This is a genomic window from Flavobacterium sp. TR2, assembly GCF_025252405.1.
GTDB lineage: Bacteria > Bacteroidota > Bacteroidia > Flavobacteriales > Flavobacteriaceae > Flavobacterium.
Window position 1 is genome coordinate 4,283,605 of the sequence record NZ_CP104307.1, and the last position, 14,360, is coordinate 4,297,964.

Annotated in this window: 8 protein-coding genes; all 8 read right to left on the minus strand. The window is 36.8% G+C overall.

Annotation, left to right across the window (positions count from 1 at the left end; genetic code table 11):
* Nucleotides 1-42 precede the first annotated feature (42 nt).
* The gene (locus tag N4T20_RS18410; RefSeq protein ID WP_260670530.1) at nucleotides 43-1,413 is read right to left on the minus strand and encodes a glycoside hydrolase family 43 protein; all 1,371 of its coding nucleotides are present in this window, start codon (nucleotides 1,411-1,413) and stop codon (nucleotides 43-45) included.
* Between the two features lie 37 nt (nucleotides 1,414-1,450).
* Nucleotides 1,451-2,788, minus strand: a complete 1,338-nt coding sequence (locus N4T20_RS18415; protein WP_260670531.1) for a glycoside hydrolase family 43 protein — start codon at nucleotides 2,786-2,788, stop codon at nucleotides 1,451-1,453.
* A gap of 174 nt (nucleotides 2,789-2,962) precedes the next feature.
* A complete protein-coding gene (locus tag N4T20_RS18420; RefSeq protein ID WP_260670532.1) occupies nucleotides 2,963-3,238 on the minus strand; it encodes a hypothetical protein in 276 nt (91 codons plus the stop codon).
* A 10-nt stretch (nucleotides 3,239-3,248) separates the two neighbouring features.
* Nucleotides 3,249-5,171, minus strand: coding sequence for a glycoside hydrolase family 97 protein (locus tag N4T20_RS18425; protein WP_260670533.1), 1,923 nt, complete (start codon nucleotides 5,169-5,171; stop codon nucleotides 3,249-3,251).
* Between the two features lie 22 nt (nucleotides 5,172-5,193).
* Nucleotides 5,194-6,771 carry a glycoside hydrolase 43 family protein gene (locus N4T20_RS18430; RefSeq protein ID WP_260670534.1) on the minus strand — a complete coding sequence of 526 codons (1,578 nt, stop codon included), beginning with the start codon at nucleotides 6,769-6,771 and terminating at the stop codon, nucleotides 5,194-5,196.
* A 42-nt stretch (nucleotides 6,772-6,813) separates the two neighbouring features.
* Nucleotides 6,814-9,096, minus strand: coding sequence for a glycoside hydrolase family 127 protein (locus N4T20_RS18435; protein WP_260670535.1), 2,283 nt, complete (start codon nucleotides 9,094-9,096; stop codon nucleotides 6,814-6,816).
* Between the two features lie 18 nt (nucleotides 9,097-9,114).
* On the minus strand, nucleotides 9,115-11,571 hold the full coding sequence (locus N4T20_RS18440) for a glycoside hydrolase family 95 protein (RefSeq protein WP_260670536.1): 2,457 nt from the start codon (nucleotides 11,569-11,571) through the stop codon (nucleotides 9,115-9,117).
* 29 nt (nucleotides 11,572-11,600) lie between these two features.
* Nucleotides 11,601-14,318, minus strand: a complete 2,718-nt coding sequence (locus N4T20_RS18445; RefSeq protein WP_260670537.1) for an alpha/beta hydrolase-fold protein — start codon at nucleotides 14,316-14,318, stop codon at nucleotides 11,601-11,603.
* Nucleotides 14,319-14,360: the final 42 nt, after the last annotated feature.

Below are 14,360 nucleotides of genomic sequence, written 5' to 3' on the forward strand. Positions count from 1 at the left end.
ATGATTACACTCTTTTTACTGAAGTAGGGTTAGCTAAAAATGTTATTTCGAAAACATCCAATAATCAAAATACATGATTTTTTCAGCGGCATTGCCTTTGTATATAAAATAAAGATCGTGCACTCCAGAAACCTTTTTGATATCTGCTGTAACGAGAGCCCACCTATCATTTCCTCCCGTCATAGGAACTTTTACTGTTCCTATCAATTCTCCCTCCAGACTATCAAGTCTAATTTCCATTGATACATTTCCATTGTGCGTAGTACCTACACGAGCTATAAATTTTGAAGCACCCGATTCACGAAAATCAACATCTCTGACTTTCGTGAAGGCATTGTTTTTCATAGCTGTAATAAAAACGCCAACTTCCTTATTCTGCATAGATTTTACATCTTTAGACCAAGCTATCGTTTCTGCTTCTGACTTAGCATACGGATTCAGAGTTCCGATTCCTTTTTTAATTCCCTCTGTCATGTTCATTTCTTTGACTTTACCGTCAGAATTAAAAAACAATTCTTCAACTGCCACAGATCTAGTAAAACCGCTGCCTCCTGGTAAAGCTCCATTATGGTAAAAGAAATATGTTTTTCCTTTAAAATCTACTACTCCAGGATGATTGGTAAAACTCTCTCCCTGTGTTGGCATTACAACTCCTTGATATTTCCACGGCCCAATCGGACTTTTGCTTGTAGAATACCCTATATGCTCGGAAATAGGTCCAGCAGCAAAAAATAGATAGTATAATTTGTTTCTTTTATAAAGCCACGGCCCTTCTTCGTAAGTGGTAGGTCTGCGGGGATCTTCTTTTCCGGTACGCTTTCCAAACGATTCAATTGTGTTTGGAAATATCTTTACCTCATCGGTATAAGAAATCATGTCTTCGTTTAATTTCACATAATGGCAAACCGGATTGCCCCACAATAAATAAGCCTGTCCATCATCGTCGATAAAAACGGTTGGATCAATATCTGCGTCACTATTTTGCACCAGAGGTTTTCCTAACGGATCTATAAATGGCCCATACGGACTGTCAGATACTGCAACACCAATGCCATTTCGCCCTTGATTATCTGTAATTGGCGCATACAAATAAAACTTCCCTTTTCTTTCTATGCATTGAATTGCCCAAGCATTCATTTTAGCCCAGCTAAAATCTTTATACGATAATACCGCTCCATGATCTGTCCAGTTTACCATATCTTCTGTAGTGTACAATTTCCAGTCGTTCATGGTAAACCAAGTAGAATGGTCTTCGTCATGCGAAGTATACAAATACAGTTTATTATTGTAAACCATTGGCGCCGGATCTGCTGTATAGCTTGTCTGTACAATAGGGTTTTGGGCAAAACCGCATACAGAAATGCTAAATGCTGTTAAAAACCTTAAATTTTTTAAATAAATTTTAATTGACATCTTCCTTATTTTTTACTTTTTAAACTAGAACTAAAAATTATTTAAAAGTCCACCAGTCTAAATTAAACATTGATTTTCCCTCACCCTTAAATACAAAAAAGACATTATGAAGACCTTTTACGTTTTTAACCTTACAGGCAAAATCTTTCCAATTATTCACGCTTCCAGTGTTTTTTATATCGCACACTCCTAAAAGTGCTCCATCTTTATCATCTAGATGTATTTCTATTCTACCTCCCAAAACAGAAGATGCATTTACAAAAAATTCTTTTGGTGATTTCTTAAAATTAACTGCTTTAACTTCTATGTAATCATTATTGTCAATCTGGGTTATAAAAACTCCTTTTTGATCCTTTTTGTCTGACTTCACTCCTTCACTCCAAGCAATTGTTTCGGCTTCAACACGGCTAAAAGGATTAATATCTCCTACAGCAGTAGGTCCATCAACGGAGAAATACAACAGTGTTTTTATCGTTCCGTCAGGATTATAAATGATTTCATCCAGATCCACCGAGCGTCTTTCATAAAATGTAGAAGTTTGTCTTTTTATGACATCATAGCTATGCCCAAAAACATACGATTTTCCTTTATAATCAATAATTCCCGGATGATTCCCTCTTGTTTTTTCGCTGGCTTCTATGACCATTCCCTTGTATTCCCACGGTCCTGTTGGAGAATTGCTCATAGCATATCCAATTCCTTCCGGACAGCAGGTTGAAGCATAAGACAGGTAATATTTTCCTTTTCTTTTGTAAATCCATGGTCCTTCCTGATAATTCTTCGGTTTAGTCGGTTCTTTTATCACATCGCCCGAATAAGAGATCATATCCTCATTTAATTTTACGTAATAAACATCCGGATTACCCCAATACAAATAAGCTTGTCCATCATCGTCTATAAAAGGAGATGGGTCAATATCATTCCATTTATGATCAGTATCTATTAATCGTTTTCCCAATGGATCTTTAAAAGGCCCATAAGGACTATCTGAAACTAAAACGCCTATTCCATTTCCATGCATTGGTGCATATAGATAAAATTTCCCATTACGCTCAATAGTCTGGATTGCCCAAGCTCCGTTGTCTTGTCTTGCCCAGCTAAAATCTTTTAAAGAGGCTACAGCTCCCCTATCGGTCCAGTTTACCATATCTGTGGAAGTATACAAAAGCCAGTCAAGCATTTTGAAACCTTTTGCATCATCTTCATCATGAGAAGTATATAAAAAAACAGTATCCTTGTAAACCATTGGAGCTGGATCAGCAGTATATTTTGTCTGGATTATCGGCTTTTGCTTAATATCGCTTTGGGCAATTCCTTGAAAAGAAAGCATTATAAGAAAGCAGAAAACTATAATTTTATGGGTGCTTTTATTCATAATATTTAATTTAAAAAATTTTGAATTATATGATTTGATACTTTATTATTCATTACAACTTTACCGAAATTTGATTTCCGTTATAACTAATTATTTTTTCCAATTCTTTTGCAGATGCACCTGATTCTAAGTGATCTGAAGATATTTTTATAATTTTAAATCTGCGTTGCTTTATCATCTCAGGAAATGATCCTTGCTGTTTATTGATGCAACTTTAAAAACGGGAACAGCAAGGTTCTCTATCAAAATCAGCTCTTGCAGTTCTTTTGTGTTTTCGGCACGTAACTGAATTCTAATAGAGTTCTCCGTTATAGGAATGATATGCAGCATTCCTTCTTTTAACGGAATCAAAAGACGGTCTTTTTCTAGAATATAACTTTTATCTATATTTTTAAAACCAAATAAAAATATCAGAAAAAAAGGAGCTATAAGTTTAAGTTTAAAAAGCATATAACATTCATTATTTGTTTACTACTAACATCGCTGCAAAACCTCCCTGATTTAACATTTTAATATCAACAGAACTTGTTTTGCTTACCAATAAATATTGGGTATTAAAAGCTTTATCATGATTCCCGTCGGCAATTAAGGTGAGCTTAAACGTTTGTCCATCTGGTAAAAAATCAAATTTCAACTTCTGGATTTTTTCTTTTCTTCCTGAATTAATACCGCCAATAAACCAATCTGCTCCTTTTCTTCTAGCGATAACCGTATATTTCCCTGGATATCCATCAACTAAAATTGTATCGTCCCAAGATGCGGGAACGCTCTTTAGAAAAGTTTTGGCCGCATCTGGCAATTCATAGTATCCTTCTGGTCTATCAGCCATATGCTGTATACCTGATTCAAATGCAACACTTAATGCCAGTTCATGTCCATAAGAGGTGATATGCGGAAATTGAGAATTTGTAAACGTTACAGGAGTGTAATCCATTGATCCTACGACATTACGGGTAAAAGCCAATGTATTGTTATGTTCTGGTGCCGTCGTAGTTAATTCAGGCCCATTGTTGTACCATTCGGCACCACGGACAGCTTCATAAGTCATAAGATGCGGATAAGTTCTCTGCCATCCGCGCGGCACCAAACATCCGTGAAAATAGACCATGATTTTATACTTCGCAGCATCTTCTAAAAGATCCAAATAATACTTTATGATTTCTTGTTTTTCACTTAGAAAAAAATCAACCTTTATCCCGTAAACGCCAAGCTTATTTAACTTCTCAAATTCTTTAACTCGGTTTTCGTGAGTCAGCATTCGGTCAACAGGTGTAGAAGTGATCCATTTAAATTTACCTGAATTATACCACATTAAAGGTTTGATTCCTTTTGAATGAATATATTTTATAGCATCTTCTAAATTACCGCCATTTTCCATCTGATCCCATTCCCAATCCAAAAGTGTATAAGGCCAATTCATGGCCGCTGCTAAATCGGCAAATTGAGTCACCGTTTTAAAATCTTTTGTTCCGTGGTTATTCGACCAATAATTCCATGACGCAACACCCGGCTGAATCCAATCTGTATTATTTAAAACAGAAGGTTTCGACACATCATCCACTAATGTAGATTTGACAATATCTCCAAGTTCTCCCACAATTACAACCCTCCAAGGCGATTTCCAAGGCAATGTTATTTTAGCAAAAGGCTCTCCTACGCCTTCTTCTGTTCCAGGAAGCGCTACTTTATACTGGTTTTTATTTTGGGTATTAGCCAGTTTAGAAGCAGCATAATTTCGGTCTAAATCGGCTTCATGAATCAGATACCAGCAAGGGCTATTTTTTGCTTTAAACAACGCTGGATAACACCAATCCTGCTGTACATCACCATTGTTCATGCTATTGTAAAGCCCTTCATTGGACAAATCAAACTTTTCCAGCCATCTTTCTGTACTTTCAGGAATAGAATAAGCCGTTAACTCATCTGAAATGGTATAAGTTCCTTGTTTTTCTGGAAATTCATAACGAAATGCGACTCCGTCATTATACACTCTTAAAATTATGTTTAAAAGGGATTTCGATTCATTTTCAAAATACAAAACCACTTCATTTGCCGTATTGGAGCGTTCCGATTTTTTGCCGTGCAATGCTTTGTACTGCTCTTTAATAAGCACAGTTTTGCCAATCTTTTTTAATTTTAAGTCTTTTGAAAAGGTCTGGTCGTTTCGTACAATTCCCAAATCTATTTTTGGAATTATTGCGTCATGTCTGTCTTTATTGCCGTAATTCACCTGCAAATACCAGCTTCCAGAATTAGTATTCTGACTGTCAAATAATGCAACCACTATTTTTTGATTGGGAGAAGTCAAAACTGCTTTCTGTCCATACGAATAGGCAATCGTAAACAGAAACAAAGCTAAACTGAATGTAGATTTTATATTCATTTTATTATGCGTTTTATGAGGACTATTTCGCTTCTGAAATCTTTTCATCAATTCTGAAATAATCAAAATCGGCGAAACCTCCAGCAGTTTTAGTAGCGTAATTGAACAACCCGAATCTATAGCCCATAAAATGCGGAATGGTATACGGCATCTTAATAGATTTTCCAATGCTGATCCATTTTTTGCCGTCTAAACTGTAATAAAATCTTCCCTGATCTGCTTGATTCCTAAAGTCACATTCGGCTTTAAAATATATTTTGTCCTGATTTAATGGAATACTTTGAACTTCTTTTGGATTTCCCTTTTCAGCATCCATCATCACAATTCTTTTTGCTCCCTGATCTACTTTTACTCCAACCAGACCAAAATCTTTTTGGAGCAATGAAAGTCCGGCAAAATCTCCTTCTTTCATATTTGAAAGCTCAAGCATAGTAGTTCCCGAACATACAGGCCCAAAGGTTCTCTGTGTCAAAATATTTTTTACCTGCGTGAAACTGCTATCGATTCTGGATGTTTTTAGTCTTAAATAGCCTTTTCTTTCTTTTACAGACCAGTTTGCATTATCTGGGTTATGATTCCATTGCCAAACCAAAGGCAGATCATTTTGTCCTTTTTTACTATTAAACTCATCTGAATTTACAATTCCAGGAATTAAGCTTTTATTGGCAGGAAGATCTAAATTTTGAGGCACTTTACCATTTTCGCCCAATATTGGCCAGCCATTTTCCCATTTTACAGGAACCAGATAAGGAATACGTCCTACACCTCCTGCATCTCTAAATAAATACGAAAACCATCTGCCGTCTGGAGTATCAATAAGCCCGCCTTGGGCAACGCCCTGATCTTGAAGCCCAATTTTTCCATCCCATGGTCCAGCAATAGTATCTGCTCTGTGTATAATTACAGTGCGCATACCGTTTTTGGGCCAGCAGATATTAAATAAATAATACTTTCCGTTAATTTTAAAAAGCTGTGATCCTTCTGCCGGCAGCATGATATCACTCTGCGCCGGAGCATTGGCATTTTCTATTAAAACTTTCTTAGTCTCTTCTTTAACTTCTGACAAGTCTTCTTTTAATTCTACAATTTGAATTTTTCCTCCTCCCCAAACTAAGTACACTTTTCCATTATCATCAAAGAAAAGAGAATGGTCGTGATAGGAATTGTTTAAAACAGTTCTCTTCCACGGCCCTTTCTCAATATTTTTTGTAAAAAAAATATAAGTTTTACCCGTTGTTCCCGAAAAAGTGCTTACATAATACACACCATTGTGATAACGCAGACTGCTTGCCCATGAACCTCTTCCGTAGTCATTTTTGCCATAATCTAAATTCAGTCGGTCATCATGATCTTCTAAAGTTTGATAGGCATAATTAACAAGATCCCAATTCACTAAATCCTTGGATTTCATAATTGGCACCCCAGGATTCATATGCATGGTAGTACTGCTCATATAATAAGCATCATTAACCCTAATTATAGATAAATCGGGAACATCTGCAAAAATAATGGGATTATGGGCTTTGTCTTTTTGAGCTTGGCTTGTGAATACGTTCAATAAAATTATCAGAACAGCATATATAAAATCTTTTGTTTTCATTTCGGTTTCGATTTTTGGCATTTCTAAAGGAAATATGATGTGTTACTCTGTTACAATTCTAAGCTGAGAAAACTTTGGACTGATTTTTCCGTCTTTTGCCAGAATTTTAATATTCAGCACTTCCTTGTTATCTATTTTTATGCTGATTGTCTTTTTATTAGATAATGTTATTACAGCTGGTTTTTCATTAATGAGAATAATAATGTTATCGCTGTTGAATTCATCTAAAATACTGATTTGCAGCAACTGACCTTTACTGTTCTTATTCAGCATTTGATACGAAATATAAGAGCGCGTATTTCGCCAGAACTTTCCATCCTCGTAACCAGAATTGCTTTTTTCACCTTTATACAAATGATCGACTTCTGGCTGCTGTTCACCGCAATTTATTTTATCTATTGTTTTGGCTTCAAGCGCCATAGCTTCAATTTCCTGCTTCTTCAGCAACTCCTGCTTTTCTTTATATTCTTCTTTGGAGTAGGTTTGAAAATACATTTGATAACGGGCATCGTGCACTTCAAAAAAAGGTTCCAATTCTAATGAATCTAACCTATATCTTAAGTTCCCTATTTCTTTAAGTTTCGATACATAATCTACTTTATCCCCAACCAATGCATAGGCTTTATCAAGTGGCATAAATTTGCCTCTTGCGGCGTGTCCCATTCGGCTGTCATCTGCAAACAATCCGTCTAATCCTTCTGTCGAAGTTTTGGCCGCCAGCACAATTGGCCCTTTGACAAATGCACTCCAATTGGAACCGTCTGGTAGATTTTCTAAATGTATTGACGTTTTAAATCTGACACTTATTTTATCTCCTGATTTCCATTTTCTTGAAATCGTAATATATTCAGATGGTTTGGATTCGATTTTTTGTTCTTTTCCATTCACTAATATTTCAAAACTTTCAGCCCATTTTGGATAACGAATGTTCAAAGCAAAACTTTTTGATTTTTTAAGTTTTAAAACTAATTCTGTCTGATTCTCATATGGAAATTTTGTGGTTTGTTCTACCTCTATTTCCTTTTCTTTCCATTTTAAAACCGATGGAATAAAAAGGTTTACAAAAAGATCATTTTGCGAATGGCTGTAAATTAATTCTCCATATTTGGTGTGATTTTCAAGTCCCGTTCCCACACAGCACCACATACTTGTCTGAGGCTGAGAATAAACACGGTAATGATTAGGGCGAATAGGCGTAAAATATACAAAACCTCCTTTTTCGGGATGCTGGCTCGAAAGGATATGATTGTAAAGTGTTCTTTCGTAAAAATCCAGATAACGCACATCATTTTTATCGAGAAACAAAGCTTTGGCTAGACGTTCCATATTGTACGAATTGCAGGTTTCTGGCCCTTCATTCGATTTGATCATGCCGCTGAAATCGTTAACAGGATTAAAATGTTCTCCAACACTGTTTCCTCCAAAGGCAACTGTGCGTTTTTGGGTGACATTATCCCAAAAATATTGCACACCATCTGACCATTCTTTATTATCAGAAATATTGGCAATCTTTTCAAAACCAACCACTTTTGGTATTTGAGTATTAGCGTGAAGTCCTGTGAGTTTGTCTTCTTTTTGCAATAAGGGATTTAATAAGGCTTTATGCGATAATTTTTCGGCGGTTTTAAGGTATTTTTTGTTTTTGGTAATGATATACAAATCGGCAAAAGTTTCGTTTATGCCTCCATGCTCTGTAGCTAAGACTTTCTGGACCTGTTCATCAGAAAGCGGTCCGATTAATTCCATAAACCAATCTCCTAATTTTATTGCTATATCTTTCGCTTGCTCACTTCCAGTGTATTGATAAGCATCAATTAAACCAGCAAAAAGTTTGTGAATGTTATAAATAGGAACCCAAGTATTATTGAGTCCAAAACTGCTTCCGTCAATATCTCCTTTATGGATACGATCCCAAAAAACCTTTCCTTGCGGAATACCCCCAACATAACCGTTCCCATTTTTAGCCTGACAGCGCGCCAATTCTGAAAGCATATAGTCTAATCTATCTTTAAGCCCTTTATTTCCTGTAGATGCATACATCATAGCTAAAGCCGAAAGATAATGTCCGCCGATATGCCCATCCAATCCTATACTTTCCCAATTGCCATAACGATCTGCCTTTGGCGGAAGCCCAGATTCTAATAAATAAGGTGCTAGAAGTCTATCTGGATCTAAAGCTAAAATATACTTTAGATCTACATCTTGAGCATTTTTAAATGGCCCTTCTTTTAATTTTACTTCGCTTAAATCAAATAGCTTCATTTGAGCCGATAATTTGGCTCCTATCAATAGGGCGAATAGGCAAAATAAAATTGTCTTTTTCATTATAAATTGAGTTTGAAGTTATTGAAAGTAAAAAGTATAGGTTTTCCCTTTTTCAGTCATCCTATCATACAAATAAGATGTGTTAATTTTTAGAAGCTGAAGGTTTGATTCCTTAGAAATAATTGGTTTTTCGGTTTCTTCCACTGCAAAAAATAGATTTGGATTTTCTCCTGATGCTATTTTCAAATCTTTGCTTTTTTTTAGTATAAGCTCATTAGGAGTTCTTAATCTTAGATTGCCGCCCAGATTAGAATAAATAGTTAAAGCGATTATTTTTCCATTTTTCCACTTTAAATCTTTTATTTCAAAACCTCCTCTCGCTTTTAAACCGCTTATTTGTCCGTATTCTTTTAAGGCATCTGGCAAAGCAGGAAGCAGATGCATTGCTCCATCTGAACTCTGCATCAGCATCTCGGTGATTCCAGAAGTACAGCCAAAATTACCATCGATCTGAAAAGGAGGATGCGCATCAAAAAGGTTATTATAGGTTCCGCCTCCTTCGTGATTTACGCCAAGCGGTGTCAGCTGATTCTGAATTAAGCTGTAGGCATGATTGCCGTCCTGCATTTTTGCCCACCAGTTTACTTTCCAACCCATGCTCCATCCTGTAGATACATCGCTTCTTTGCAGCAGTGTATTTTTTGCAGCGGCAAAGAGCTCTGGAGTTCTATACGCCGAAATCTGATTAGACGGATACAAACCATACAAATGTGAAATATGGCGGTGATTATCTTTTGGGTCATCCACGTCATCGAGCCATTCTTGAAGCTGATTGTATCTGCCTATCTGCATAGGAGGCAGTTTCTTTCTCAGTATTTTAAGACTGTCTGCAAATGCTGCGTCTTTCTGTAGAACTTCTGAAGCTTTTATCAGCGTGCTAAAAACATCAAACACAATTTGATTGTCCATGGTAGAACCTGCTGTCATTGCCGAATTTTGATGTGCTATTGGCGTATTTTCAGGTGAATTTCCAGGTGCTATGACCAGCCATCCGTTTGCAGGGTCTTCCACAAGAAAGTCAGCATAAAAAAGAGCTGCTCCTTTTAATATTTCGTAAGCAGACTTTAAATATGCCGCATCGCCAGTATATAAATAATGTTCCCAAATATGCTGGCTCAGCCATCCTCCGCCCGCATTCCACACTCCCCACGTAGCGCCATCAACTGCGCCATTAACTCTCCAAATATCGGTATTATGATGCGCCATCCAGCCTCTCGCTCCATACATTACTCTGGCGGTTTCCTGTCCTGTCTCTGAAAGCTCCTGAATCATTTTCAGCAAAGGCTCATGCATTTCAGAAAGGTTTGTTTTTTCGGCTGGCCAGTAATTCATTTCGGTATTAATGTTGATGGTATATTTGCTGTCCCATGCCGGTGTCATGCTGCGATTCCAGATTCCCTGCAGATTTGCAGCCTGACCTCCAGGCTGTGAGGAAGAAATTAGCAGATATCTTCCGTATTGATAATACAAGGTTACAAAAGAAGGATCTGAAACATTTCTAAAATTGGATAGTCTCTCGTCTGTAGGCAATTTAGCTTGTTCTGTAGCTCCTAAATCAAGTTTTACTCTTTTGAAATACTTTTGATACGCAGCAATATGGGCGGTTTTCATCTTATCATAATTCTTGACAAACGCTTTATCGAGATAAGATTTAGCGAGTTTATTTTCATCACCGCTTAAATCATTATAATTTACAAAGTTTGAAGCTATAGAAACCATGATTACCGCTGAATCTGCTTTATCGACTTTTAAAGTATTATCAACTGCACTTATATTTCCGCCTTCGACTTTTAACTTTGCCAATGCATTAAACTGAACCTTTCCTTCTACTCCTTCATGATCACTTGTCTTTCCCCAAAGTGAAATTTCATTATTATTAATTATAATTTTTTGCTTCTTATGTTCTGATGTAAAACCAACTGCAAATGATAGCTGTCCAGGCTTATCGGCTGAAAGTCTAATAACTAAAACTCTGTCTGTAAAAGAGGTAAAAGCTTCTCTCGTAAAAGTCACTCCATTTACTTTGTACATTGTTTTTGCAACTGCATTTTCAATATCCAGTTCACGATAATAATCGGAATGTTTCTGATCTGGGAAATTCAGTTCCAAATTCCCGACAGGCTGAAACATCTGGCCGTGAGATTTTTTGGTAATGATAGTCTCATTGATGAGTTTTTCGGCTTTTTTATATTCTCCCTGAAAAAGAAATTGTCTTATCTGAGCCAAAGCTTCTTTTGCCAGCGGATTATCATTTCTGTTAGGGCTTCCGCTCCAAACGGTGCTTTCATTTAACTGAAGAATTTCTTTTCCGACATTCCCATAAACCATGGCGCCCTGAAAACCATTTCCTATTGGCAATGCGTTTTCCCAAACATCACCTGACGGAGTTTTGTACCAAAGTTTAAGATCTGATTGCGCTTGAGCGAATATGGAAATCCCAAAGAAAAACAGCAGATTAAATGAATACTTTTTCATGTCTTTTTCTCATTTAACAATACATTTTGCTATTTAAACAATAACTGTGAGTACATCATTAAATCATGTCTCCATACTGGCCATGTATGTCCGCCAGAATACTCGCTGTAGCTATATTTAATGCCTAGCTGGTCGAATTTCTGCATCATAATTTTACAGTTCTCGTATGCTATATCTTCTTTTCCTCCCATCGAGATCCAAAAGTCTTTTAGATTAGCATTAATAGATGAGGCATTTTTTTTTATAAACTCATATTGAGGATCTGATAATTTTGGATTGTTTGCCCACCAGCCTGAACTGAAAATGCCCAGACTTGAAAACATATCTGAGTTTTTTATTCCTGCGTAAAGTGTCTGAAGCCCTCCCATTGATAAACCTGCTAAGGCTCTATTTTTGTTGCCTGCTGCAATTTTAAAATTAGTTTCTACAAAAGGTATGGCTTCATTTTTCAGTTCGTTTTCAAATGCTTTTAATGTTTCTTCGCCAAAACCAGCAATACCGCCTGCATTTCCCATATTGCCGTCAAGCATTACAATAAGCATTTTCTTTGCTTTGTTTTCGGCAATTAAATTATCCAAAATCAAATTTGCTTTTCCTTGTGTGCTCCATCCTCTTTGATCTTCTCCACCTCCATGCAAAAGGTATAATACAGGGAATTTTTCAGTTGAAGTTTCATATCCCGGCGGCGTATAAACATACATCTCGCGCCATGAATTAGTCCCTTTCGAAAAGTACTTCATTATTCTTATCTCACCATGCGGAACGGTTTTCAATTCATAGAAATCACCATCTCTTTTCGGAATTTCTATTCCGCTGGCCATACGTCCCATTCCGTAAAAAGTCTCGCTTGACGGATCTGCAACTGCCACACCGTCAATCAAGAGGGAGTAATAATTAAATCCTCCGTTTATCACATCGGTTGTAAGATTCCAAACTCCCTGACCGTCTTTCTGCATATCGTACTTTCTTCCTAAATCGATCTGCACTTTTGATGCTTCAGGCGCATTTACTTTAAAAATTACTCTGTTGTCAGGCAGGATCTGAGGATATTTTGCATTACGTATGTTGGTTTGAGCTGTGGTCCCTAAAACCGTATATTTTGCAAAACTTGATTCGTCAACTGGTTTGAACAATAACTGTGAGAACATATATAGACTGTTTTTCCATACTTTGAAATCATGAACTCCTGGCTCTAGATAATAAATGTGCGGTACATTATTTTTAAATAAGTAATCATGAGTTCGTTTGCTGTTTTCAAGCAGCCAATCGTTATCTCCGCAGGAAATCCAAAGCAGTTTCAGCTTCTTTTTGGTTTCTTCAGGATTAGGCACTAATTCTTCAGTTTTCTTTGTATTTGGAGCCGACGAAAATCCGCCTACCCATGCAAATTTGTCTAAATTGGTTAATCCGAAATTGAGAGACTGTCCGCCACCCATAGATAATCCTGCAATGGCGCGATGCTCTCTGTCTTTGTAAACATTATATTTCTTTTCAATAAAAGGAATTAAATCCTTCAATAAATCTTTTTCAAAGTCTGAAAATGCCTGCACTTTGTCTGGCGCCATTATGTTTCCAGTAGCGCTGTCATCTTTCATGGCTCTTCCGTTTGGCATTACCACAATCATAGGCTGTAATTTTCCCTCTGCGTAAAGATTGTCTAATATAATCTGCGGACTTCCACCGTTAAGCCATTCTTTTTCATCTCCGCCAATTCCGTGCAAAAGGTATAAAACTGGATATTTTTTGTTTTTGCCAAATCCGGGTGGTGTATAAATTGTTGCCTTTCTTACTGTTCCAACTGTCTTTGAATCATAGCTTACCGTTTCTACTTTTCCTGCTGGAACTGCCGGGTTTAACTGGTCAAATCCAAATGGTGCCTGAACTATAAATGGCTCCTTTGGACTATCTGATTTATAGCCTAATAACGAAAGCATTCTTTCTGCATAACGCTTCCCTAAATCTCTGTATCCCGCTGCGCTAAAATGCAGGAAATCTGGAGCCACTGCACAGCCTTTTGATGAAATCACATAAGAGGTTGGAATGGTCTGAGGCAATGTTGCAATGATTTTGTTCATGCTGGCACATTTTCCTTTTTGTTCTTCATGAACGGTCTCTCCAGAAAGCAATGGCACTTTTTTAGGATTGAGGTTCAGATCTTTCATTAAATTATCGTATACTATTTTTACCTTTTTAGGCCAAAGTGTATCTCCTGTATTAGATTCTCCCTGATGCAGTAAAATGCCTTTTATAACTCCTGTTTTTTGCGCAATTTTTGCCATTTCAACAAGTCTTGCATACGGACTTCCGTTATATTCCTTGATCATGCCCAGCATCCAATCTGGCGCTGTTTTCATGTAGTTCTCAAAGTTATCTTTATCAAAAAGTTCTATTTTACACCCTCCGACAGCCACATTTACTATTCCTACTTTTATGTTTTTAGGAAGATTGGCAACCATTGTTCTTCCAAAATTGTCTGTTAGTGTCAACCCTGTTTTGCATCGGCATAATGGCGGTATTGCGGTATACCATTTTCCCATTTCTCTATTCAGATCAGGACAGTTTACAGCTTCCAGAACCTGAAAACGAGGATCAATATTTATTTTGTCTTCAGCTTCTATCGGAGCAGCGCCTTCCATGTTGGACTGTCCAAAACTTAAATAAACATGAAAATTTGGATCTTGAGAATATCCATTCTGTCCCGTTAAAAAAAGAACTGTTATTGCGAAAAATCTAATTATTGATTTCATGATTTCTTATTAAAGTTGTTTTTACTGCCAGAACAAACTGGC

Excerpts from the sequence above, each read along its gene's own strand:
- N4T20_RS18410 (WP_260670530.1), bottom strand. The coding sequence starts at position 1,413 with ATGTCAATTAAAATTTATTTAAAAAATTTAAGGTTTTTAACAGCATTT.
- N4T20_RS18415 (WP_260670531.1), bottom strand. The coding sequence starts at position 2,788 with ATGAATAAAAGCACCCATAAAATTATAGTTTTCTGCTTTCTTATAATG.
- N4T20_RS18420 (WP_260670532.1), bottom strand. The coding sequence starts at position 3,238 with ATGCTTTTTAAACTTAAACTTATAGCTCCTTTTTTTCTGATATTTTTA.
- N4T20_RS18425 (WP_260670533.1), bottom strand. The coding sequence starts at position 5,171 with ATGAATATAAAATCTACATTCAGTTTAGCTTTGTTTCTGTTTACGATT.
- N4T20_RS18430 (WP_260670534.1), bottom strand. The coding sequence starts at position 6,771 with ATGAAAACAAAAGATTTTATATATGCTGTTCTGATAATTTTATTGAAC.
- N4T20_RS18435 (WP_260670535.1), bottom strand. The coding sequence starts at position 9,096 with ATGAAAAAGACAATTTTATTTTGCCTATTCGCCCTATTGATAGGAGCC.
- N4T20_RS18440 (WP_260670536.1), bottom strand. The coding sequence starts at position 11,571 with ATGAAAAAGTATTCATTTAATCTGCTGTTTTTCTTTGGGATTTCCATA.
- N4T20_RS18445 (WP_260670537.1), bottom strand. The coding sequence starts at position 14,318 with ATGAAATCAATAATTAGATTTTTCGCAATAACAGTTCTTTTTTTAACG.